A 19,453-nucleotide genomic window follows, 5' to 3' on the forward strand; every position below is an offset into this window, starting at 1 on the left:
GGAATAAGGTCAATGGTAACAATTGTAGCAACACCTGACATAGGCACTTCGTAAAGTCCTGGATGAGCATTGTATAATTCCACGTTATCTGATGAAAAAGTTTCTGGAAGGAGAATAGCTTGAAACGCGGATTTTATACCATCATGGCAGCGCAGTTTTTCTCTTCATTGGCAGACAATGCACTGCTTGTTGTTGCCATTGCGCTCCTGGTAGAGCTGCACGCCCCCGCTTATCTCACCCCAATGCTCAAGTTTGTATTTGTTTTGTTCTATGTAATTCTCGCCCCATTCGTTGGGGCTTTCGCCGACTCCATGGCCAAAGGACGCGTAATGTTTATCAGCAATACGATAAAGATCGCGGGTTGTAGTCTGCTCTTTCTGGCCTCGCACCAGTATTTCGCCCTCGCTGCCTATGCAGTTGTGGGACTCGGAGCCGCCGCCTACTCCCCAGCTAAATATGGAATATTGACCGAACTCCTCCCGCCTGAAAAGCTGGTCATTGCCAATGGCTGGATCGAGGGCTTAACCGTGGCCTCGATCGTTCTGGGTACGGTATTGGGCGGGTTGCTTATCTCACCCGCGGTCTCCGCCGCGATTCTCTCATTCGACTTCCCCGCGATTGATACCGGCGTGGATACCGTACCGGAAGCCGGCATTCTGCTCATTGCCATATTTTATGGAACCGCAGCCATCTTCAATCTGTACATTCCCAACACCGGCGTAGACCACCGCATTCTCAAGAAAAATCCGATGTTCCTGATGCACGAGTTCGGGCATTGTATGAAGTTGTTATGGACAGACAAGCTCGGGCAAATATCGCTCGCCGTTACAACGTTGTTCTGGGGTGCGGGCGCGACTCTGCAATTTATCGTGCTGAAGTGGGCCGATGCCGCGCTTGGCTATCCGTTAAGCAAAGCCGCGCAGCTACAGGGCGTGGTTGCCATCGGCATTGCGATAGGCGCGGTTATCGCGGCACGACTGGTGTCGCTGCGCCAATCGGTCAAAGTAATTCCTCTTGGCATCGCCATGGGTATCGTGGTGATGGCCATGATCCTCGCGCGTGATCTGTGGATTGCGCTTATTCTTCTGGTACTGATCGGGGGGCTGGCGGGATTTTTCGTCGTGCCAATGAATGCGCTGCTGCAACACCGTGGGCACATCCTGATGGGTGCGGGTCATTCCATCGCCGTCCAGAACTTCAACGAGAACCTGAGCATTCTCAGCATGCTGGGACTCTACGCTATATTGGTGAGCTTCGATGTGCACGTTTATACCGTCATCATGTTATTCGGTTTGTTCGTGGCCGTAATTATGGCGTTGATACGCCAATGGCACCTGCGCAACCAGAGCATTGAAGATTCACTTCATTTGATAGGGGCTCATAAGGGACATTAAGAGGGCATTACCAGGATATTAAGAAGGCATTCAGAAGCGATCAGGCAATGTTAATGCCTCATGCTGGCTGAATTTCCTGATAGAGTCCCCCGGTCATCTGGTCAAGGCTGAGATGGCAACCGAATGGTTGTGCCGGGCGGCCTCAGCCTTTCAGAATAATCGGCCTGTCGGGCAGCTCATTTTCGCCGCCACCTGTCGTTGTGGGAAAGTGCTCCTGTAAATGCCGCCCAATAGCGTCAATTCCAGCAATCACACCGGTTTCAAATTGTCCCTGCGCAAAAGCGGTTTCCATTTCCCGGCAAATTCTTTCCCATTCTTCAGCCTTCACTCTGACGTTAATTCCGCGGTCGGCAATGATTTCAACATTGCGGTCCGCAAGCAGCAAGTAAATCAGTACGCCATTGTTATGCTCCGTATCCCAGACACGGAGTTGAGAAAATACCTCTACCGCACGTTCTCGTCCCGATTGATCTCTAAGCAAAGACGGCGTATTCAGTGCTGCCTCTACGGCGAAACGGATTTCCCCCTCATGGCTGATCTCCGAATTCTCGATAGCCTTTCCGATAGCCGTCAGGGCTGTTTCGGAGAACACGCGTTTTATGGCCACGTGGCCGGTAAAAAGATGTCGCAGCATTCGGGTAAAATTCATTTACCATCTCCCTGATGCGCCGCCACCTCCAAACCCGCCGCCACCCCCGCTGAAGCCGCCACCGCCAAAACCGCCACTTCCACCCCTACCACCAAAACCGCCGCCTCCGTACCAACCGCCAGGGCCGCCCCGATAGAATCCTCCGCCCGAGTTCCCGAACAAGCCCACAAAAAAGGCGATGACAGCAAAAACTATGCCCATGAGTATCGAAGAAAAAACCAGCCAGCCTAAAAACCCCGCGGATGCACTCATGATAGCGGCGCCAATGAAGCGCCCAAACAAGGACTGCACTACCTTTCCAACCACTAGGAGAACGATGAAAATGAGAAAGAGATTATCCAGGATGCCTGTGCCGGCGGGAGCGCTGCCGCGCCCGGCGGATCTCGCTTGCGGTGGCGGCAGCGGTTCTCCCTGGATCACGCCCATCATTTGCTCGATGCCAGCGTTGATACCGCCTGCAAAATTTCCCTGTCTGAGCTTCGGAATAATCGTTTCATCGACGATGCGCTTTGCAATAGCATCCGGCAACACACCCTCGAGACCATAACCGACTTCTATGCGCACCGTTCTATCCTGCTTTGCGATTACCAGCAGGGCGCCGTCATCCACGCCTTTTCGCCCCAGCCTCCAGGCTTCGGCAACCCGAATCGAATACTGTTCGATTGTTTCGGGCTGAGTCGTCGGAACGATCAATACTGCAATCTGGCTGCCTTTTTTTGCCTCGAAAGCCGCCAGCTTCTGTTCCAGTTGGGCGGTCTCCTCCACGGAGAGCGTACCGGTCAGATCGGTAACATGAGCCTTGAGGGGTGGAATGGCAACATCGGCCACTGCCAAAAAGGCATAAAAAAGCAGCGTAGTGAATGCGAATATGTTATGCCAGGGTCGAATCATGAACGACCAACTCTATTTATTTATTTCCCCGGTGAAGGAGCGCTGAAATCCACCTTGGGGGCGGTGGAAATTTCCTTCTCGTTTTCAACGGTAAAGCTTGGCTTCACCTTGTAACCGAATATCATTGCCGTGAGATTCGTGGGAAACGACCTCACCACAACGTTATAGTCCTGTACCGCTTTGATGTATCGATTTCTCGCAACTGCAATGCGATTCTCCGTACCTTCCAGTTGTGCCTGCAATTCACGGAAATTGGCGTCTGATTTAAGCTGCGGGTAATTCTCGGCCACAACAAGCAGGCGCGACAACGCACTGGACAATTCTCCCTGGGCAGCCTGAAACTTGGCAAATGCTTCGGGGTTATTGAGAAGCTCTGGTGTAGCTTGAATGCTGCCAACCTTGGAGCGGGCATTGGTCACCCCAAGCAGTACGTCTTTTTCCTGAGCTGCAAATCCCTTGACCACGTTTACGAGATTGGGAACCAGGTCGGCACGGCGCTGATACTGATTCACAACTTCCGCCCAGTTCGCCTTGATCTGCTCATCGGTAGTTTGCAGCGTGTTGTAACCACAGCCGCTTAAGGAAAAAGTAAGAAGCAACGTCAGGGCCAACAGCAACTTATGCATACCTGTCCTCCTCAATGAATAGGCAGATTTTATATGGTGACTGATCCGGGAATTGCAAGGAGAACACCTCTGAATAAGACCTGCATTAAGAGCGCGGTGCGGGCAACATTACAGATTAGCTCCCGTCTAAGATGCCTCGTCACAACCTTCTGGTTGTCGCCTTTCGCATATCCCATCCCGAAAACCCACGGTCGCGCCCCATGAAGGCTTTATTCAGCGGTTCCTAGACGCTGCATTGTGCTTCTGGCAAAACACAAATCCTCCCAGGCTTTCGCTTTGGCGGTCAGCGTACGCAGCAGATAGGCCGGGTGATAGGTTACGATGACTGGAATTCCGGAATGCTGGTGCAACCTGCCGCGAAGGCTGCCAATACTTGCATCGGTCCCTAGCAGATTCTGTGCCGCGACTTTACCCAACGCAATGATAAGTTTAGGCGTGATCATCGCAATTTGCCGCGCGAGATACGGCTCGCACTGCTGTGCTTCATACGGTGCGGGCTCCCGGTTTCCAGGTGGACGGCATTTCACGATATTCGTAATGAAGACATTGCGGCCCCGCTTCAGATCAATCGCCGCCAGCATGTTGTCCAACAGTTTACCGGCCTGACCGACAAAAGGTTCTCCCGTAGCATCCTCCTGTGCGCCGGGTCCCTCTCCCACGTACAGCCAGTCTGCATTCCTGTCGCCCACCCCAGGTACGGTGCGCGTGCGCGATTGGCACAAGGGACATGCGATGCAACCCGCAATGCTGGCCTCAAGCTCATCCCAACCCATTCTCAAGATTTTAAAACGCCGATCTTCCGCTGCATTCACAGGTGCACTGCAGGTAGGCTCCCCCCGGTTTGACTGTCCAGCAGAAGCCGGACTCAAAGCTTGAAGGAGGGATTTTGACGAGTTATTTGTCCTGGCACGCCAGACTGGCGTCAAGCCGAGCTCTTTCAGTATTTCTTTACGCCTTGCATCCCTGGCGGAGGTCATAACATCAATTCCTCATAACATCAATTCCATTACCAGCGAGTCTTCACGTCCTCCCATCGCGGGGTAATAATCCCTGCGTTTGCCGATTTGCCTGAACCCTATCCGTTCATACAGCCGGGCTGCCGCATGGTTGGATTCGCGCACATCCAGAAACATCGAGCGGGCACGCTGGTCTTTGGCGATTTGAATGAAACGCCGCAACAATCGCTCGCCCCAGCCCTTCCGTTGGGAGCCAGCGGCAATGCTGAGCGTTAACAGATGGGCTTCCTCTGCCCCAATGGTCATCACACCATAACCAAAAAGATGACCACTCAGGTCTAATACCAGGCAGTGATAGCCGGAATTCATCGAATCGCTGAAATTGCCGCGTGTCCATGGGAAGAGGAAAACCTCCCGCTCGATGGCTACCACCGCGTCCAGGTCTGACAGAAGCATTCGGCGGATTTTCGGAATTTCCTGCAATTGGGCGCTCATCGTTCTTTCTCCTTCAGCGCCACCTTATTACGGATATAACACGGCATCGCGTCAGCGGGATCGATACCACCTCCCATCGCAAACCTCGGCGCGGCCAATTGGGCGATGGAACGGGCATGAGGCCGCAAACCGCTGATAGTGCGCTTGACGCTGCCGCCATAGCGCGCACGCAACGCTTGATCGTACTTATCAAAACCGCTGCCGCAACCAGTCCAGTTGCCATTTGGAACCAGGGGCGCATCCTCGGGCGAGCACAATGCAGGCTCTGCTATGAGCTGCCACCCGTGCGCTTCTTTCTCATAGGCTGCATGGTAAATCTGGCTCATACGGGCGTCGAGCGCCGCGATAATTCTGCCGCCCCCGCCTTCCTGCGCCAACGCTTCCAGAGTGCATATTCCTACAACGGGCAGGTCCGCGCCGAAAGCCAATCCCTGCGCGATGCCACAAGCGATACGCAGGCCGGTGAACGATCCAGGACCAACACCGAAGGCAATGCCATCCAGTTGCGTCAAAGTCAGCCCGGCCTCACCGAGTGCCTGCCGCACCATTGGCAAAATCAGCTCGGAATGCCGTTGCCCGGCAAGAATTTCGTGGCTGATTACCTCGCCATTCAGAAATAGGGCAACCGAACAGTACTCGGTTGAAGTATCTAAGGCCAGGATCTTCAAGAAAGAATCCGAGGAGTGTGATTCAACGGTTGCCACCAGGCGAAACTTCTGTTAAAAATTGCTTGTCGATTGCTGAGAAGGACCTTTTTACCTCGTTTCACTTTACCATCATCACACGGAGGAGTCATGGGGATTACGTGGATTCTTGTCGCAAATGCAAGCGCAGCATATCTATATGCAAATTACGGCCCAAAAAAAGGATTACAGAAACTCAAGGAATTTAGACACGATGCCAGCAGAGAAAAAGGGCAATATCTGGTTTCGGATCGCCCCGGACACAACAAAAGCCTCGGCAATGGCCGCGGCGCGTACATACCCGCCACTGATCCAAAGCAGCATGAGGCACAAAACTTTGCCTGTCAGCTGGCCAGGGAACTGGAGCAAGGCCGTATCGCCAACAGCTACCAACGGCTCATTCTGGTGGTATCAACGCCATTTATGGGCCTGATCAACAGCAATATGGGGCGTCATGTGCGAAATATGGTAAGCGACACGTTTGAAAAGGATTACACCAGAACCAGCGAAAAGAATCTGACAAGACATCTGGAAAGCTGCATTTATCTTTAAATTACACCACCCAGGGACCAGCGGTGGATAGGCGTGTAAACCGATCCGTCGCTGGTCTGTTCCGACTTTACCAACATCCATTCACGTACCCGCCAGACTACCGGCTCCGGCAATTTGGGCACGATCCGGCACGAGGCGCGCTTCATCAATGTTATATGTGGAATATAAGGCCGCTGCTCCAAAAAGAACCCCGCAGCAGATAGCGCACCCTGCAGTGCGCTCACCAGATCTGTAAGTCGCTGGGGGGCTTTGTCCGTCGTAGCATAGACAATCTGGTTGTGTTTCCAGTAACGGATCGCATCGATAACAAAATCGAAACCACCTGTTCCGGCATTCCCTATTTTATTCCCCGCTTCAAGGAGTGTTTGGAGTCCGACGGCATCCACCTCCCCGACAAATACCAGCGTGAGATGAATATTGTCTCCTTTGGTTTTACGCCCGCCACAAAGGGGGTCCAACCGCAACCGCGTTGCCAGCCCAGCCATTTGCTCTTGCGCGGCGTTGTCTGGCCATATCGCGAAAAAAACCCGGACGGTCTTTCCGGTGGATCGAATACCTTTTTCAGCTAGTGCCCTTGCCGGGTTATCAGGCATACCGCCTCCGCCTCTATTCCTTCGCCTCTGCCAACTGGCCCAAGACGTTCTGCAGTCTTGGCCTTGATGTTGACTTCTTGCGCCTCCATTCGCAGGTCATGCGCAATGTTGCTGACCATGACCGGGATATGCGGCGACATTTTGGGCGCCTGGGCTATGATAGTCGCATCGATATTCACCACCCTGTAGCCGCGCTCCTCCAACAAGCGATGGACGTTATGCAGCAGCACGCGGCTGTCGATGTTCCGGTACTGTGGATCGGTGTCGGAAAAATGCCTGCCAATATCGCCCAGCCCCGCCGCTCCCAGCAGCGCATCGCATATCGCGTGCAGTAACACGTCCGCATCGGAATGTCCAAGGAGCCCCTTCTCATAGGGTATGGTGACCCCCCCAATGATAAGCTTGCGTCCCTCTACCAATTGATGCACATCGAAACCTTGCCCAATTCTGAACTTGCTCACTATTTTCCTTTATCAATTGCACATGCAGTCGGTCAAAACGGATTTTTAAAACAGAAGGTAATGCATTAGCGTCAGAACAGCCGTCCTTCGCTTTAAGACGTTTAATCAGAGTTTCCCAGTATCAGCTCCGCCAACGCCATATCCTGAGGATATGTCACCTTCAAATTGCGCGCATCGCTCAGGACCAGCTTGGGGTGCAGCCCAAGCGCCTCGACCGCCCCCGCATCGTCTGTCATGACTGTGCCGCCAGTCATGCTCAGAGCTTCTACCAGCAACTTATAACGGAACATCTGTGGGGTTTGAGCCTGCCATAGACTTTCCCTCGATTCGGTACGCTCAACCCGGCTGCTGTTGTCGCTGCGCTTCAACGTATCTGCCACCGGAACCGCAAGCAACCCACCTACTTCATCATCGGCCAGCTCATCCATCAACTTATCAAGTTGTCTCTCGCTTAAGCAGGGCCGAGCGGCGTCATGCACCAGCACCCAGTCCGCATCGGCAATAGATGAGGTTCTACGTACTGCTTCCAATCCGTTGAGGACACTTTGGGCCCGGGTTCCGCCTCCACAATGAATGACCACCAGCTTATCCGAGAACTCCGACCAATCGTGTCTCGCCCATTCGCTATCGTCTGGTGCGAGTACTACAATTACGCCTCGCAGCCGGTCTGACCCGCACAGTCTTCGTAAAGCATGGTAAATCATGGGTTTGCCCGCTAATGACAAATACTGCTTGGGCAGTTCGTTCCCCATGCGGGAACCGGAACCTGCAGCAGGGATTAACGCAAAAAAATTAGACATTTCACGATGAAATTGGCTTGACCTAACGAAATGCGGAATGGAAAGCTGATAATCCGGCGGGACGTATATCTAAAGTAGCGCCTGAATTCCTATAAGTTGCAGAAAGTCAGATCAAATTCTACATCTTCCTCATATATCTTGGGTTTTTGCCTTGAACCCGAGATGACAAAACGAATGTTAAGCGCATATTTGTTGGCGCTGATTTCGGGAATACAGGGAAGATTTTCATCCACTTTCAGGCACAGCATATGCGCAATGCGCCCCGATCCCATCTGCTGAAAAACACCGCGATAAGCCGTGTGCCGGAAGGTCTTGCCGCTGTTCCGCAATAAGTGCAGGACAATCCGGAAACCTTCCGCGATCGGCAATAGCGGGGCAAGCCATTCGTTGAGATCGCCGCGGCGCAGCGCAGGGTCGAGATGCAGCCAATAATGATAAGAAGGCAAGTCAAATTCACACGCGCCTCCCGGTATGCCCGCACGTTGCTTGATGCCCATCAGCCATTCATTCTCCCGCATGTGTTCGCCGATTTTGCCTGTCATATTCAGGAGGTTTTGCGATGCTGCCTGAATGTTGCTTAACACCTGGTTCAGCGCATCTTCCGAAATTCCGGGATTCCTGCGCAGTATTTCCAGCGCATGCTTCTGCCGTTCCAGTTCCTGCAACAAGTCTGATTTCATGTCGGCCCGGCTTGTTACATCGAGAATTTCAAATAAGGTAACAAGCGCAGAGTGGTGTTCGAAAGCGTCTTCCTTCGCGGAAAAAAAAGCCACCCTGTCAAACAGATCCTCGAGCCGCAGTAAAGTGCGGATACGTTCGTTAAGAGGGTGTTCGTAGCAAGTCACGACAATGGGCAATCATGCGGCTGGAACGGGACGGGAAGTGTGATATTGCCCTACAAAACATAATTTTACAATTAAAATTGCGCCGTAATAAAAGTGGAGTATGACAAGGATTAGCCTCGGTCCCTCAAGGCAAGATATTTGCTGTGCAAAGCCTCTACTTGTTGCTTCAGATGAGATATATCCGAGTCATTTGAGATCACATCATCGGCCTGCTGCAACCGCTCCGCGCGGGAAAGTTGAGTGGCCATAATAGCACGCACAGTCTGTTCATCCATTCCAGTCCGACCGACAGTCCGGGCAATCTGGTCATATTCGCAGCAATCGACAACCAATACGCGATGAATCATTTCCCGGTAGCCACAGGTTTCGAGCAGCAGAGGGACGACTATTAGTCCGTAAGGACCGCAAAAAAGCGCAGCACGGCGAGCCACTTCAGTTCGAATAAGCGGGTGAAGAATTGCTTCAAGCTTTCGGCGCGAATCGTCATCAGAAAATATGAGCTTCCGCATCTCTTTCCGGTTTAGTGCGCTGTCCTCCGTTATATACCTTTCACCGAAAGCTTGCCGGACGGCCGAAATTGCAGCACCGTGCGGCCGCGTAAGCTCATGCGCAATGACATCGGTATCTATAACATCCGCACCGAGCGCTGCAAAAAATGTTGCGGCAGCGGTTTTACCGCTGCCGATTCCCCCAGTTAAGCCGATTATCAAGGACACTCTTAAAATAAACCCCAATAGGCCTCATTGATCTGGCTCCCCCAGAGCAGCGCAACAAAACCTCCCCCCGCCAGATAGGGACCAAAGGGAATGGGTTCGTGGCGCCCGCGCTTTGCTACCGTTATCAAAAGGATGCCCACTATAGTGCCGGCGATTGAAGAAACCAGGATCACTAGCGGCAGCATTTGCCAGCCGAGCCACGCCCCGATCGCCGCAAGAAGCTTGAAATCGCCGTAACCCATGCCTTCCCTTCCCGTGACAAGCTTAAAACCCCAATATATTGACCATAGCGAAATATACCCTGCAACTGCGCCCAAGACTGCGGAGTGAATACTGGTAAAGGTATTGGCCAGATTGACCAATAGTCCTGCCCATAAAAGCGGCACGGTAATATCATTGGGGAGTAATTGCGTATCGATGTCGATGAATGCCAGAACAATCATTGTCCAGGTAAAGGCTAATGTGGCAAGAGTGGCAAAACCATAGCCGAAATGCCAGGCAATGTAGCCACTGGTGAGGGCGGTTAACAGCTCGACAGCGGGGTAGCGGAGGGAGATGGATGCGTGGCATTGGGAGCACCGTCCCCTTAACAACACATAACTCATCACTGGAATGTTTTCCAGTGCTGTTATTTTATGCCCGCAATGGAGACAGGCTGAACGAGGCGTGACGATATTGTAGGGTGGAAGCACCTCAACCGTTTCCGCGCGGAAACCCGCGCAGTGCCGCGCCCAGTCGCGCTCCAGCATTTTCGGTAGGCGTATGATTACGACATTCAGGAAACTACCCGCTACCAGGCCGATGAGGGAACAGAACGAAATGAGGAAAGCCGGAGAGTTTTGCAGCAGATAAATAAAGGACATCAAGTCTCGCACCCGAATTGCTATTCGGCGATGGCCCGCTCCTCAGTTGGCGCCGGTACGGAAAAAATTCGCACCACCTTGACGACCCGGTCCTGAGTCTGAATGATTTCCATCGGATAACCGGCGATCTTAAGACTGGTACCTGCTTCCGGAATGTCCTGAAAATGTTCCACAATGAGACCATTGAGTGTTTTTGGCCCTCCCAGGGGAAGATTCAGGCCAAGCTTGCGGTTGAGATCGCGCAGCAGGCTGCTACCTTCGACTATTATGCTTCCGTCTTCCTGTTTCAAAAATGTGCCAACTTGTGACGGCGGGTGCGTAGTAAACTCGCCAATGATTTCCTCAACGATATCCTCCAGCGTTACCAACCCTTTCCATTCGCCATATTCGTCCACGATGAGGCCGACCCGCTCCCGATTTTCCTGGAATAATTGCAGCTGCGAAAACAGAGGTGTGCCGGACGGGACAAAATAGGGTTCCCGCATGATTTTTTCCAATGCCGCCGAGGTGATTTCTCCGCTTCCCAGTTGATTTAATACCTTGCGGACGTGAATGATGCCGGTAACATCGTCCAATGTGCCCCGGTAAACCGGCAGGCGGGTGTGATAACAGGTGAGTAACTGATTGCGGATGGTCTCATCTTCGGCATTCAGATCTATGGCCTCGATCTGGCCGCGGGGGACCATGACATCGTCAACCGTGATGGTTTCAAGATCGAAGAGGTTGAGTAACATGGTCTGGTGCTTTTTACGAATGAAGTGCCCCGCCTCCAGCACCAGGGTTTTGAGTTCTTCCATGCTGATTTTCTGAGTATTCTCGGCCTTGGGTTTCAAGTGAAGAATCGTAAGCAGTGCCTGGACAAATAAATTGACGAACCATACCACCGGTGAAAAAAGTTTCAGCAATGGGGTGAGCACGTAGCTGGAAGCCAGCGCGATACGCTCCGGATAGGCAGCCGCGATGACCTTGGGCGTAATCTCGCTAAATACCAGTATGGCGAACGTCACGCCTACCGTTCCGAAGAAGAGCGCAAGTTCGTTATGGCTGAAGAAGAGGGAAACAATCACCGCCACCAGTGTCGCCGCGGCAGCATTCAGCAAATTATTGCCCAGCAGAATTACGCCTAGAAGCTTGTCAACATTCATTAACAGCTGGGCGGTCAGGCGAGCGCCGCGGTTTCCCTGCTTGACGAGGTGCTTCAACCGATAGCGGTTGATCGCCATCATGCTGGTTTCGGAGAGAGAGAAGAAAGCAGACAGTATCAACAGAACAGCCAGTGCTATCAGGAGCACGTATAACGGCATGTCTTCCAAGAAACGCCTCTATGCGAATAGGAATAATCAGGTATGGGGAAGTTTTACCGCAGTTTCAAGAACTTTTACCGATTATATGCTCGGCTCTATCCCGTTCCGGTGGATATGCTAACGCCGCAGTATCACTTCCAGTACAAACTTGCTGCCGAGATAGGCAAGCAGCAGAATTATAAACCCTGCCAGTGTCCATCGAATCGCGATGCGCCCGCGCCACCCATAGAACTGCCTTCCCACCAGCAGGGCAGCGAACACGCACCAGGAAACGATCCCGAATAAAGTCTTGTGAGTGAATTTAAGCGGCTGCCCGAACACCTCTTCCGAAAAAACAATGCCGCTTATGAGCGTTAGCGTGAGCAGTATAAAACCCGCCCAAATTACGCGAAACAATAACCTTTCCATTGCCAGCAAGGGGGGCAGATTGGTCAGTACCGACGGCATGGCGGGATGGTGGAGACGCCGCTCGACCACTGCCATGAGCAACGCGTGGAGAGCGGCGATGGTAAGCAGGCTGTACGCCAGCATGGCAATGGAAATATGCGCTTTGAAAGCGGGAAGCTCGGTATTGGCCAGGGGACGCAATGAAGGAAATGCCAATGGAAGCAGCACGGCTACTGCCGCCACGGGTGCAACCAGCGTCTGCAATCCTTCCAGCCGGTAGAAAAAACCGGACAGCCAGTAAATTGTGGCAGTGAGCCATACAATTGCGGAAACAGCGCTGCCTACACCAAAATTTAATCCGACACCGGCAAAAACGGACTCGTAAAGCGTAAAGCCGTGCAACGCCAACGGCGCTAGAATTGCATAACGCTCCCACCCCGCACTTATTGTGGCACCGCCCGCGGTGTTTGTGGGCGCCTTCCATCTGGTGCGCCAGAAGTGCCAACCGATCAGCCCATACAGCAGAGAGGCAACGAGATAGGCTAGAATACCGGACATTGATCCTGCGGATTGAAAATGGAACGTCCGTTTAGTCTACACGAATTTTTATTGCGAGGCATTTTGCATGTTTGACAATCTTACCAGTCGGCTTTCCGGCGTCATCAAGACCCTTCGGGGCGAAGCGCGATTAACTGAAAACAATATACAGGAAGCGCTGCGTGAAGTACGCATGGCGCTGCTGGAGGCCGACGTAGCGTTACCGGTGGTCAAGGAGTTCATCGCACGGGTCAAGGAAAAAGCTGTCGGGAAGGAAGTGATCGGCAGCCTTTCACCCGGGCAGGCCCTGGTGGGTGTCGTACATCAGGAAATTATTGCACTCATGGGCGGGGAAAAGGCCGATATCAACCTTTCCACTGTTCCACCCGCTGTTATTCTCATGGCGGGGCTGCAAGGCGCAGGCAAAACGACCAGTAGCGGAAAGCTGGCGAAATGGTTGATGGAAAACAAAAAGAAAAAGGTATTGCTGGTCTCCTGCGATATCTATCGCCCCGCTGCAATTCATCAGCTGGGACTGCTCGCCAGTCAAATCGGCGCTGACTTTTTTCCGGTTCAAACCGGACAACAGCCGAAGGAAATCGCTAGCGCTGCGCTGAGCTTCGCCAAAACGCATTTCCATGACGTAATGATCGTGGATACCGCGGGGCGGCTGGCGATTGATGAAGCCATGATGAAGGAAATCGGCGAACTGGAAACGCTGTTAAAGCCTATTGAAACCTTATTTGTCGTGGATGCAATGCAGGGGCAGGATGCTGTCAATACGGCCAAGGCATTTGCCGAGGCACTGCCTTTGACGGGGGTAATTCTTACAAAACTCGACGGCGACTCCAGGGGTGGCGCGGCGCTATCGGTGCTTCATGTCACAGGCAAGCCGATTAAATTTGCCGGTGTGGCCGAAAAATTGACCGGGCTGGAACCATTTCACCCCGATCGCATGGCTTCACGCATTCTCGGCATGGGCGACGTGTTGGGGCTGATAGAAGAAGCCCAGCGCGGCGTGGATCAGCGCGAGGCCGAGAAGCTTGCGAAAAAGATGAAATCGGGCAAAAGCTTCGATCTGAGCGATTTTAAGATGCAGTTTCAACAAATGAAAAATATGGGGGGCATGAGCGCCATGATGGAAAAATTGCCCACCCAATTAAGCCAGGCGGCACAAAACGTGAAGATTGACGACAAGGTCATCGGTCGTACCGAAGCGATCATCAATGCAATGACACCACAGGAACGTGCCAAGCCGGAAATTCTCAAAGCATCGCGTAAACGCCGTATCGCAGCGGGAGCGGGCGTTACTGTACAGGAAGTGAACCGCTTGCTGGCGCAATTCGAGCAGGCGCAGAAAATGATGAAAATGATGAGTAAGGGTGGAATGACGAAAATGCTTCGTAGTATGAAGGGGATGCTACCCGGAATGCGCTGAGCTTTATCGTGGCAGCCCGGTGGAGTTCGCGTCTATTCCGCTTGGGGCGCTTTTTCAAGCCCCATGACGCGATCACCCGGCGTCACATTTCTCGTCTGAAACCAGCCAAGATTCGTTTCGATGGCGTATTTCGCAGCTCCAGCAGAGGGATGTCCGGTTGCTGTGCGGGGTATCATGTTGGCAATGTTAAGAATGATCCCCTTTTCATCCACAAAAGCAACACTCAACGGTATATCCGTATTCATCATCCACATACTGTAGCGTCCGGGTTGAGGAAATACAAATAACATACCTCTGTTCTCATCCATCGATTGCCGAAACATCAATCCCTGTGAACGGGTGGCCTCCGTATGCGCGATTTCGACAGTAAGGTTATGGCGGGATATCCTGAGCTGAGTTACCGGCATCTCGGCACGAAGCGGTGCCGATAAAAGAAGACCCAGAAGCAGTACTATCAAGCGGTCAATGTTTGCCGGTACTGCCAAAGCCATTCGTGCCCCGTTGAGTTTGCTCGAAGTCATTCACCACATTGAAGCCAACCTGTACGATTGGCACCACCACGAGCTGCGCAATGCGCTCCAGCGGGTTTAACAGAAAAGGCATATGCCCGCGGTTCCAGCAGGACACGAATAGCTGTCCCTGATAATCGGAGTCGATCAGTCCGACCAGGTTTCCCATCACAATACCATGTTTATGGCCCAACCCGGAACGGGGAATTATCATTGCGGCAAGACTCGGATCACCAAGGTGAATGGCAATACCAGAAGGAATCAGGCTGGCTTCGCCGGGCTCGATGGTCATTACGTGCTCGATACATGCCCGTAAGTCAAGGCCAGCGGAACCGGGCGTAGCATAAGCCGGAAGCTGGTTTCTTAATCGCTCATCAAAAATTTTAATGTCTATTTTTCGCATAGCGGCGTCAGAGACGTTTTTTTTCATATAGTAATGCAATATGTTTGACCAAATGCCGGGCCTGCTCAACTTTCCGTGCTTTTGGTAATTGATGTTGGCCCGCATTGTCGAATAGTGTCAGAGCGCATTCGTCAGAGCCTATGGCATCCTGGGCCAGATTCGCGACCAGCAGCGGTAACTTTTTTCTGCGCCGCTTGATCTCCGCATTCTTCTCCAGATTCTCGGTCTCTGCAGCAAAACCCACACAGAAAGGCGGTACGGCCAAGCTCGCCACATACTCCAGAATATCTGGATTGGGGGTAAGTTCCAGCATGATGTTCTTACCCGTTTTCTTCGTTTTCTGACTGTTGGCATTTTTGACGCGGTAGTCCGCTACGGCTGCGACGCTCACAAAAATATCGGTATGGGAAATCTCATTCTTTACTGCTGCCAACATATCCTGTGCGCCTATCACGCTGATGAGTTTTACCTTCGCAGGGGGCTGCAGGCAAACAGGGCCCGAGATGAGAATGACCTCCGCCCCCGCTTCAAGCGCTGCGCGAGCTATTGCATAGCCCATTTTTCCGGAGCTTGAATTAGTAATTCCGCGAACCGCATCGATGGCCTCGTACGTGGGCCCCGCGGTGATGAGCATACGCTTGCCCTGTAACAGCTTGGGCTGAAAGAACGCATGCGCCATACCAGCAATTTCGTGTGCCTCAAGCATACGGCCCATCCCGGTCTCGCCGCACGCCTGAGCACCACTGGCGGGGCCGAGTATTGTTATACCGTCGTGTTGCAGCGTAACAAGGTTGCGCTGAGTCGCAGGATTTTCCCACATTTGCCGGTTCATTGCCGGAGCGACCAGAAGGGGGCAATCACGCGCGAGACATAATGTCGAGAGCAGGTCATCGGCAAGCCCATTGGCGAGCTTGGCTATGAAGTCGGCGCTCGCAGGGGCGATAAGAATAGCGTCTACATTGCGCGAGAGATCAATGTGAGCCATGCCGGAAGCAATGCTTGAGTCCCAAAGCCCGGTCAAAACAGGTTTGCCGGTTAATGCCTGCAACGTCGCGGTACCCATAAAGTGCAAGGCTGACTCGGTCATTACCACCTGCACATCCATGCCATCGTGGATCAAAAGGCGTGCCAGTTCCGCCGCCTTGTATACGGCGATCCCGCCGGTCAGCCCTAGCAGTAGATGTCTGGCTTCGGGGAAAGACTCGTCAGTCATATTCATGTAGGGCGTAGGGGCGGGCTAACGGAGCGAACTGGAGTTTAACCTAAAAAAGTCATTTTATTATAAGGAATGACATTGCAGTCGATCGGGTACATTGCAAAAAGTTAAAACGACACCTCTCTCTGATTTTCTGCAAAATGGCAATTACAGACTGGCCCGAATCTGAACGTCCGCGCGAGAAATTGTTAAGCAACGGGGCTGCGAATCTTTCTGATGCCGAACTCCTGGCTATATTCCTGCGTACGGGTATGGCCGGCAAAAGCGCAGTAGATTTGGCGCGCGAATTGCTTAAGTGCTTCAATGGCTTGATGGGTCTTTTCGCCGCGGATCAAAACACCTTTTGCGCAATGCCGGGAATGGGTCCGGCAAAATTCGCGCAACTACAGGCGGTGTTGGAAATGGCGCGCCGGGCACTGGAGGAAAGGTTAAAAAGTGGTGATACCATGAGCTCACCCAAATCAGTGCGTGACTATTTGCGCCTCAGTCTCCAGGGTAAAAAGCACGAGATTTTTGTCGGAATATTTCTTGATGCCCAGAATCGTGCGATCGCAAGCGAAGAGCTGTTCCATGGAACCCTGACCCAGACCAGCGTATATCCGCGGGAAGTAGTTAAGCGGGCGTTGTACCACAATGCCGCGGCCATTATTTTTGCGCATAATCACCCTTCCGGCATAGCGGAACCGAGTCATGCGGACGAGATTCTGACTCAAACGCTAAAACAGGCTCTCGCCTTGGTCGATATCAAGGTATTGGATCACTTTATCGTCGGCAGCGGAACGGCTATGTCCTTTGCCGAGCGGGGATTGATTTGAATAAATCATGGGATTCGCGATATAATGTGCGTTTTTGATCCTGGAGCAGACAATCATGGCACGAGTATGTGAAGTCACCGGCAAGAAGCCTATGACCGGGCACCATGTTTCCCATGCTAACAATAAGACCAAGCGTCGTTTTCTTCCTAATTTGCAGCGTCGCCGATTCTGGGTTGAGAGCGAACGCCGCTGGATCAGTCTGCGTGTCTCCAACATAGCACTGCGGACGATTGATAAAAATGGTATTGATGCGGTGCTGGCCGAAATGCGCGCACGTGGTGATAGCATTTAACTCTCACGAACGCCATTCAGGCTTCAGACTATAAGGACATATCATGCGGGAAAAAATCAAGCTCGAATCTTCGGCGGGAACTGGCCATTTTTATACGACTACAAAGAACAAGCGTACTACCCCGGAGAAGATAGAAATTTTGAAATTCGATCCGGTAGCGCGTAAGCACGTTAAATACAAGGAAATGAAACTCAAGTAATACTATTCATTCTTCATTCGCATAAAACAGAAAGACGCATACTTATTTACGCTAGCCGTCATGAGTAGTACCTTATAGACAACAAAACCTGCGCTATATAAAACAAAAACCCGCCAGTGGCGGGTTTTTGTTTTATATAAGTTCGCTCGTAAAATTCAGATAATCCTCGCGAAGGAGCCTGCTCCACGGTTCGCTATGCGTAACAGCGCAATCGGCGCGAGAAATTTTGCAGAACTTCAATACCGCTTTCTTCGGCACGATGACACCAGTCTTCTAACTCCTTGACCAATTCATCCTTGGACATGGTGGAACGCTGCCATACTGTGGTGAGCTCCTCACGCATTTTATAGACTTTATCAAGCGTTCTAGTCTTGCTCAGTACCAGATTCAGCTTGGCACGCTCATCCTCTTGCAGAGTTTTGGAATCCGCAAGTACCCAACGTTTGAGGGTAGAGCGGTCTACGCCCAGATGCGAGGTGGATTCCTTCAGATGATCGATTTCTTTCGCCAGCGTGTGCTTAAGAGATTGAGCATATGTTGTCAGTACTTCATATCGATGGGAAATAACGGCGTGCAGCGTATCAAGGTCACATTTTGTTTTAGCCGCATCGAACCGTAATTTCGGAGCAATTTTCTTGACTTGAGCCAGCCCTATCGATTCCAGAATACGGATGTACATCCATCCGATATCGAACTCATACCATTTATTGGATAATCGCGCAGAAGTAGCATAAGCATGGTGATTATTGTGCAGTTCTTCTCCACCGATAAGGATGCCCCAAGGAACAATATTGCGGCTCGCATCCTCTGCCTCAAAATTGCGATAACCCAAAAAATGGCCCACGCCATTTATGACGCCTGCCGCCATGATAGGCGCCCATGCCATCTGTATTGCCCAGATCGTAAGCCCGATGGGACCGAATAGAAGAAGATTGATGATCAGCATCAGCGCGATACCCTTGGCGCTATGCCTGGCGTAGAGATTTCGCTCCAGCCAGTCATCCGGCGTGCCATGACCATATCTTTCCAGGGTCTCGATGTTCTTGGCTTCTTTCCGGTAGAGTTCGGATCCTTCTCTCAACACTTTACGAATGCCTAATATTTGCGGACTATGGGGATCGTCGGCGGTTTCACACTTGGCGTGATGTTTGCGGTGTATCGCAGTCCATTCCTTGGTAACCATGCCGGTAGTCATCCACAGCCAGAAGCGGAAAAAGTGACTCGGCAGGGGGTGCAGCTCCAGCGAACGGTGAGCCTGATGGCGATGCAGAAAGATGGTGATACTGGCGATGGTGATATGGGTCAAACCCAGAATGACTACAATATAGCCCCACCAAGGCAAGTCAATAAGACCTAGTGTCATATTCGTTGTAGCCCTCTTGTTGGATATTAATTATGTGTAGAAGAGACTGAGAGAAAAGATAACGCAATGTACTGGGAAACAAATTTTTAGTCAAGAAATTGTAACGATCGAAAAGCTGCCTTTAATTCGCGCTATTCGCCTTTCGTTAATGGATTTTTGAGGTTAATTGCCAGCAGTTGCGCGCTTGGGCATCCTTGGCAATCTTACGTTGGACGGAAAATTTGTCTGGGGGTTCCGATAAAGACGATGCCGCTACGGCTGGTTGCTTTATTGCTCAGCTGAAGCGGTGCCAGTGGTACCAGAAAGAGTCGTAATACTGGTGCTACCCCTTCATTTGATCCCACGATACATTATTAAATGGGTAACACAATAATTACTACGGAACAGAGGAGAAGAAGAGATGTTATTGAAGCCGTGGCTGAGTGGGGTACTGCTTGGGGTAGGCGTGATGATTGCGGCGTCGGCG

24 protein-coding genes are annotated in these 19,453 nt (G+C 52.0%); 6 read left to right on the forward strand and 18 right to left on the reverse strand.

Going from position 1 to position 19,453, the window contains the following annotated elements; translation table 11 throughout:
• The first annotated feature begins 119 nt into the window (after nucleotides 1–119).
• Nucleotides 120–1,394, forward strand: coding sequence for a lysophospholipid transporter LplT (gene lplT / locus BMX00_RS11945; RefSeq protein WP_090829241.1), 1,275 nt, complete (start codon nucleotides 120–122; stop codon nucleotides 1,392–1,394).
• 142 nt (nucleotides 1,395–1,536) lie between these two features.
• On the opposite strand, the gene BMX00_RS11950 is transcribed toward lplT, so the two are convergent.
• The 6 genes from BMX00_RS11950 to tsaB all read right to left on the reverse strand — a co-directional run bounded on the left by BMX00_RS11950 (nucleotide 1,537) and on the right by tsaB (nucleotide 5,679).
• Complete coding sequence (locus BMX00_RS11950; protein WP_090829242.1) at nucleotides 1,537–2,043, reverse strand: TPM domain-containing protein; 507 nt, start codon at nucleotides 2,041–2,043, stop codon at nucleotides 1,537–1,539.
• Nucleotides 2,044–2,934: a TPM domain-containing protein gene (locus BMX00_RS11955; RefSeq protein WP_090829243.1), complete on the reverse strand. Its 891-nt coding sequence runs from the start codon at nucleotides 2,932–2,934 to the stop codon at nucleotides 2,044–2,046.
• 20 nt (nucleotides 2,935–2,954) lie between these two features.
• Nucleotides 2,955–3,560 carry a LemA family protein gene (locus BMX00_RS11960; protein ID WP_090829244.1) on the reverse strand — a complete coding sequence of 202 codons (606 nt, stop codon included), beginning with the start codon at nucleotides 3,558–3,560 and terminating at the stop codon, nucleotides 2,955–2,957.
• 209 nt (nucleotides 3,561–3,769) lie between these two features.
• Nucleotides 3,770–4,537 carry a uracil-DNA glycosylase gene (locus BMX00_RS11965; protein ID WP_090829245.1) on the reverse strand — a complete coding sequence of 256 codons (768 nt, stop codon included), beginning with the start codon at nucleotides 4,535–4,537 and terminating at the stop codon, nucleotides 3,770–3,772.
• Between the two features lie 12 nt (nucleotides 4,538–4,549).
• The gene (gene rimI, locus BMX00_RS11970) at nucleotides 4,550–5,011 is read right to left on the reverse strand and encodes a ribosomal protein S18-alanine N-acetyltransferase (RefSeq protein ID WP_090829246.1); all 462 of its coding nucleotides are present in this window, start codon (nucleotides 5,009–5,011) and stop codon (nucleotides 4,550–4,552) included.
• Entirely contained in the window at nucleotides 5,008–5,679 is a 672-nt protein-coding gene (gene tsaB, locus BMX00_RS11975) for a tRNA (adenosine(37)-N6)-threonylcarbamoyltransferase complex dimerization subunit type 1 TsaB (RefSeq protein ID WP_090829247.1), read from the reverse strand. Before tsaB ends, rimI begins: the two co-directional genes overlap by 4 nt.
• 126 nt (nucleotides 5,680–5,805) lie before the next feature.
• On the opposite strand from tsaB, the gene BMX00_RS11980 reads away from it, so the two are divergent.
• Entirely contained in the window at nucleotides 5,806–6,246 is a 441-nt protein-coding gene (locus BMX00_RS11980; RefSeq protein WP_090829248.1) for a host attachment protein, read from the forward strand.
• Here BMX00_RS11980 and thpR read toward each other — a convergent pair.
• The 8 genes from thpR to BMX00_RS12020 all read right to left on the reverse strand — a co-directional run bounded on the left by thpR (nucleotide 6,243) and on the right by BMX00_RS12020 (nucleotide 12,773).
• Nucleotides 6,243–6,839 (reverse strand): RNA 2',3'-cyclic phosphodiesterase, encoded by a 597-nt coding sequence (thpR, locus tag BMX00_RS11985; RefSeq protein WP_090829249.1) that lies wholly within the window; start codon nucleotides 6,837–6,839, stop codon nucleotides 6,243–6,245. The two genes, BMX00_RS11980 and thpR, sit on opposite strands and share 4 nt — an antisense overlap.
• Nucleotides 6,812–7,300, reverse strand: a complete 489-nt coding sequence (gene ispF, locus BMX00_RS11990) for a 2-C-methyl-D-erythritol 2,4-cyclodiphosphate synthase (protein ID WP_090829250.1) — start codon at nucleotides 7,298–7,300, stop codon at nucleotides 6,812–6,814. The genes thpR and ispF overlap by 28 nt, the downstream gene beginning before the upstream one ends.
• Nucleotides 7,301–7,401: 101 nt before the next feature.
• Nucleotides 7,402–8,100, reverse strand: coding sequence for a 2-C-methyl-D-erythritol 4-phosphate cytidylyltransferase (gene ispD / locus BMX00_RS11995; RefSeq protein WP_090829251.1), 699 nt, complete (start codon nucleotides 8,098–8,100; stop codon nucleotides 7,402–7,404).
• An 89-nt stretch (nucleotides 8,101–8,189) separates the two neighbouring features.
• The gene (gene zapD, locus BMX00_RS12000) at nucleotides 8,190–8,945 is read right to left on the reverse strand and encodes a cell division protein ZapD (RefSeq protein WP_090829274.1); all 756 of its coding nucleotides are present in this window, start codon (nucleotides 8,943–8,945) and stop codon (nucleotides 8,190–8,192) included.
• Between the two features lie 110 nt (nucleotides 8,946–9,055).
• Nucleotides 9,056–9,661, reverse strand: a complete 606-nt coding sequence (gene coaE, locus BMX00_RS12005) for a dephospho-CoA kinase (RefSeq protein ID WP_090829252.1) — start codon at nucleotides 9,659–9,661, stop codon at nucleotides 9,056–9,058.
• 2 nt (nucleotides 9,662–9,663) lie between these two features.
• Nucleotides 9,664–10,524, reverse strand: a complete 861-nt coding sequence (locus BMX00_RS12010; protein ID WP_090829253.1) for a prepilin peptidase — start codon at nucleotides 10,522–10,524, stop codon at nucleotides 9,664–9,666.
• A 20-nt stretch (nucleotides 10,525–10,544) separates the two neighbouring features.
• Nucleotides 10,545–11,828 (reverse strand): HlyC/CorC family transporter, encoded by a 1,284-nt coding sequence (locus BMX00_RS12015; protein ID WP_090829254.1) that lies wholly within the window; start codon nucleotides 11,826–11,828, stop codon nucleotides 10,545–10,547.
• A 117-nt stretch (nucleotides 11,829–11,945) separates the two neighbouring features.
• The gene (locus BMX00_RS12020) at nucleotides 11,946–12,773 is read right to left on the reverse strand and encodes a cytochrome C assembly family protein (protein ID WP_090829255.1); all 828 of its coding nucleotides are present in this window, start codon (nucleotides 12,771–12,773) and stop codon (nucleotides 11,946–11,948) included.
• Nucleotides 12,774–12,840: 67 nt separating this feature from the next.
• Between BMX00_RS12020 and ffh the strand changes: the two genes are divergently transcribed.
• Nucleotides 12,841–14,190: a signal recognition particle protein gene (ffh, locus tag BMX00_RS12025; protein ID WP_090829256.1), complete on the forward strand. Its 1,350-nt coding sequence runs from the start codon at nucleotides 12,841–12,843 to the stop codon at nucleotides 14,188–14,190.
• 32 nt (nucleotides 14,191–14,222) lie between these two features.
• Here the strand turns inward: ffh and BMX00_RS12030 are convergent, their stop codons facing one another.
• The 3 genes from BMX00_RS12030 to coaBC are packed head-to-tail and all read right to left on the reverse strand — an operon-like array spanning nucleotide 14,223 to nucleotide 16,315.
• A complete protein-coding gene (locus BMX00_RS12030; protein ID WP_245728034.1) occupies nucleotides 14,223–14,681 on the reverse strand; it encodes a DUF192 domain-containing protein in 459 nt (152 codons plus the stop codon).
• Nucleotides 14,653–15,102, reverse strand: a complete 450-nt coding sequence (gene dut / locus BMX00_RS12035; protein WP_090829257.1) for a dUTP diphosphatase — start codon at nucleotides 15,100–15,102, stop codon at nucleotides 14,653–14,655. Before dut ends, BMX00_RS12030 begins: the two co-directional genes overlap by 29 nt.
• A 7-nt stretch (nucleotides 15,103–15,109) precedes the next feature.
• Nucleotides 15,110–16,315 carry a bifunctional phosphopantothenoylcysteine decarboxylase/phosphopantothenate--cysteine ligase CoaBC gene (gene coaBC / locus BMX00_RS12040; protein ID WP_090829276.1) on the reverse strand — a complete coding sequence of 402 codons (1,206 nt, stop codon included), beginning with the start codon at nucleotides 16,313–16,315 and terminating at the stop codon, nucleotides 15,110–15,112.
• Nucleotides 16,316–16,458: 143 nt separating this feature from the next.
• Here coaBC and radC point away from each other — a divergent pair, with 143 nt between their 5' ends.
• The 3 genes from radC to rpmG are packed head-to-tail and all read left to right on the forward strand — an operon-like array spanning nucleotide 16,459 to nucleotide 17,624.
• A complete protein-coding gene (gene radC / locus BMX00_RS12045; RefSeq protein WP_090829258.1) occupies nucleotides 16,459–17,133 on the forward strand; it encodes a RadC family protein in 675 nt (224 codons plus the stop codon).
• 55 nt (nucleotides 17,134–17,188) lie between these two features.
• Nucleotides 17,189–17,425: a 50S ribosomal protein L28 gene (gene rpmB, locus BMX00_RS12050; RefSeq protein ID WP_090829259.1), complete on the forward strand. Its 237-nt coding sequence runs from the start codon at nucleotides 17,189–17,191 to the stop codon at nucleotides 17,423–17,425.
• A gap of 43 nt (nucleotides 17,426–17,468) precedes the next feature.
• Nucleotides 17,469–17,624, forward strand: coding sequence for a 50S ribosomal protein L33 (gene rpmG, locus BMX00_RS12055; protein ID WP_090829260.1), 156 nt, complete (start codon nucleotides 17,469–17,471; stop codon nucleotides 17,622–17,624).
• Between the two features lie 193 nt (nucleotides 17,625–17,817).
• On the opposite strand, the gene BMX00_RS12060 is transcribed toward rpmG, so the two are convergent.
• Nucleotides 17,818–18,987: a DesA family fatty acid desaturase gene (locus tag BMX00_RS12060; protein WP_090829261.1), complete on the reverse strand. Its 1,170-nt coding sequence runs from the start codon at nucleotides 18,985–18,987 to the stop codon at nucleotides 17,818–17,820.
• Between the last annotated feature and the right edge of the window lie 466 nt (nucleotides 18,988–19,453).

Source organism: Nitrosovibrio tenuis, assembly GCF_900109785.1.
Classification (GTDB): domain Bacteria; phylum Pseudomonadota; class Gammaproteobacteria; order Burkholderiales; family Nitrosomonadaceae; genus Nitrosospira; species Nitrosospira tenuis_A.

Coding starts and splice junctions, on each gene's coding strand:
- BMX00_RS11950 (WP_090829242.1), bottom strand. CDS start 2,043: ATGAATTTTACCCGAATGCTGCGACATCTTTTTACCGGCCACGTGGCC.
- BMX00_RS11955 (WP_090829243.1), bottom strand. CDS start 2,934: ATGATTCGACCCTGGCATAACATATTCGCATTCACTACGCTGCTTTTT.
- BMX00_RS11960 (WP_090829244.1), bottom strand. CDS start 3,560: ATGCATAAGTTGCTGTTGGCCCTGACGTTGCTTCTTACTTTTTCCTTA.
- BMX00_RS11965 (WP_090829245.1), bottom strand. CDS start 4,537: ATGACCTCCGCCAGGGATGCAAGGCGTAAAGAAATACTGAAAGAGCTC.
- rimI (WP_090829246.1), bottom strand. CDS start 5,011: ATGAGCGCCCAATTGCAGGAAATTCCGAAAATCCGCCGAATGCTTCTG.
- BMX00_RS11980 (WP_090829248.1), top strand. CDS start 5,806: ATGGGGATTACGTGGATTCTTGTCGCAAATGCAAGCGCAGCATATCTA.
- thpR (WP_090829249.1), bottom strand. CDS start 6,839: ATGCCTGATAACCCGGCAAGGGCACTAGCTGAAAAAGGTATTCGATCC.
- ispD (WP_090829251.1), bottom strand. CDS start 8,100: ATGTCTAATTTTTTTGCGTTAATCCCTGCTGCAGGTTCCGGTTCCCGC.
- BMX00_RS12010 (WP_090829253.1), bottom strand. CDS start 10,524: ATGTCCTTTATTTATCTGCTGCAAAACTCTCCGGCTTTCCTCATTTCG.
- BMX00_RS12015 (WP_090829254.1), bottom strand. CDS start 11,828: ATGCCGTTATACGTGCTCCTGATAGCACTGGCTGTTCTGTTGATACTG.
- BMX00_RS12020 (WP_090829255.1), bottom strand. CDS start 12,773: ATGTCCGGTATTCTAGCCTATCTCGTTGCCTCTCTGCTGTATGGGCTG.
- ffh (WP_090829256.1), top strand. CDS start 12,841: ATGTTTGACAATCTTACCAGTCGGCTTTCCGGCGTCATCAAGACCCTT.
- BMX00_RS12030 (WP_245728034.1), bottom strand. CDS start 14,681: ATGGCTTTGGCAGTACCGGCAAACATTGACCGCTTGATAGTACTGCTT.
- dut (WP_090829257.1), bottom strand. CDS start 15,102: ATGCGAAAAATAGACATTAAAATTTTTGATGAGCGATTAAGAAACCAG.
- coaBC (WP_090829276.1), bottom strand. CDS start 16,315: ATGACTGACGAGTCTTTCCCCGAAGCCAGACATCTACTGCTAGGGCTG.
- radC (WP_090829258.1), top strand. CDS start 16,459: ATGGCAATTACAGACTGGCCCGAATCTGAACGTCCGCGCGAGAAATTG.
- rpmB (WP_090829259.1), top strand. CDS start 17,189: ATGGCACGAGTATGTGAAGTCACCGGCAAGAAGCCTATGACCGGGCAC.
- rpmG (WP_090829260.1), top strand. CDS start 17,469: ATGCGGGAAAAAATCAAGCTCGAATCTTCGGCGGGAACTGGCCATTTT.
- BMX00_RS12060 (WP_090829261.1), bottom strand. CDS start 18,987: ATGACACTAGGTCTTATTGACTTGCCTTGGTGGGGCTATATTGTAGTC.